Origin of the sequence: Streptomyces alkaliphilus, assembly GCF_014141535.1 — a bacterium.
GTDB classification, from domain to species: domain Bacteria; phylum Actinomycetota; class Actinomycetes; order Streptomycetales; family Streptomycetaceae; genus Streptomyces; species Streptomyces alkaliphilus.
Map to the genome: position 1 here is coordinate 1 of NZ_VKHT01001084.1, position 1,601 is coordinate 1,601.

The window sequence follows — 1,601 nt, forward strand, 5'->3', positions numbered from 1 at the left end:
GGATGGCCGTGGAGGTGACGGACCGGCCGCGTCCGCCGACGCGTCCGCGGGGCCGCCGTGATCGGGCCCAGCTCTCCCGGGCGACCGCCCTGCCGTTGATCTTCGGCATCGTCGCCGTGATGCCGCTCGCGGTCGCGGCGCAGTCGGGTGAGGGGGTGCGGGACACCGCCTTCGTGCTCCAACTCGCGCTCGCCTGCTACGCCGGCGTGCGGCTGTGCGCGATGGTGCTCTCCGGCCGGCGCCGGCTGATCCAGGGCGCCTTCTGGCTCTTCTGTTACCTGGCCATGGGCATCGCCCCGCTCGCGCAGAGCGTGCTGGGCCGGGATCCGACCCCGGTGCTCGGTCCCCGCTCGGACACCGTGGCGGCGACCGCCCTGGTGCTCCTGGGACTGGTGGCCTTCGACGTGGGCGCGATGCTCGCCCGTCACCGACCGCCGCTGGACGACCGGAACCGCCCGCCGGCCCGGGTGCACCGCACCCGGCTGTACCTGCTCATCGGCGTGGCGTACGCGGGCTCGCTGCTGTTCATCGCCTCGCTGGGACCGGAGGTCTTCTTCAGCAGTCGGCAGGAGTTGGGCGAGAGCCTGGAGGGGGCCGACGGCGGGGACGGGGGCGAGGCGGGCAACGCGCTGCTGCGCGGCTTCGGCACGGTGCCGGTGTTGCTGGCCCTGCTGTTCACCACCCGTTGGCTGGTGACCTCCCGTCGGGCGCGGCGCAGCCCCTCGGTGCTGTTGCCGTGGGCCGGTCTGGTGGCGCTCAACATCGTGGTGAACAACCCGATGTCCAACCCCCGGTACTGGTTCCTGACGGTGATGTTCGCCCTCCTGTTCACCCTCTTCCCGCGCAGCCCGGTGATGTACCGGACCTCGCTGGCGCTGGGCGTGGTGATGGCGCTGCTGGTCTTCCCCTTCGCCGACCGCTTCCGGTACGACGAGGACGGGCACCGGCCGATGGACGCCGACTCGGTGCTGGAACCGCTGGTGGTCAAGGACTACGACCAGATCCCCATGTTCGCCAACACCATCACCTACGCCGACGACGGCCAGGGGCACACCTACGGGAAACAGCTCAGCGGTTCGCTGCTGTTCTTCGTGCCGCGCTCGCTGTGGGAGGACAAGCCGGTGGACACCGGGGTGCGGGTGGGTGAGTGGATGGGGACCACCAACACCAACCTCTCCGCCCCTTTGTGGGCCGAACTGTGGTTGGACTTCGGGCCGTTGGGGATGACCCTCGGCTTCCTGGCGCTGGGGTACGCGGCGGCCCGCACCGATCGGCGGTACGTGCAACGGACGGTGGACGACCCCTCCCCCGGCAACATCCCGGCGATCGTGGTGCCGGTGGTCGCCGGGTACTCCTTCATCCTGCTGCGCGGGCCGCTGTTGCAGGCCACCGGGCGGATCGCGATCGCCGCCATCTGCCTGGCGTTGGTCACCACCTTCCGGGACGATCCACGCCGACACCTGGAGTGACGGTCCGGTGCCCGTCCCGGGGCGCCCCGACGCGGGGATCCCGTTCGGCGCCGGTGGGGATTCGCGTCGCCCGCGGGGGGCGGGCGGAGCGTTCGAGGCGCCCGGGTCGGGAGGGAGGACGGTGTCCTCAGG

1 protein-coding gene is annotated in these 1,601 nt (G+C 71.8%); it reads left to right on the top strand.

The annotated features are described in order from the left end of the window. Nucleotides 1-2: 2 nt before the first annotated feature. The gene (locus tag FNQ90_RS22545; RefSeq protein WP_228471511.1) at nucleotides 3-1,469 is read left to right on the top strand and encodes an O-antigen polysaccharide polymerase Wzy family protein; all 1,467 of its coding nucleotides are present in this window, start codon (nucleotides 3-5) and stop codon (nucleotides 1,467-1,469) included. The last annotated feature ends 132 nt before the right edge of the window (nucleotides 1,470-1,601 follow it).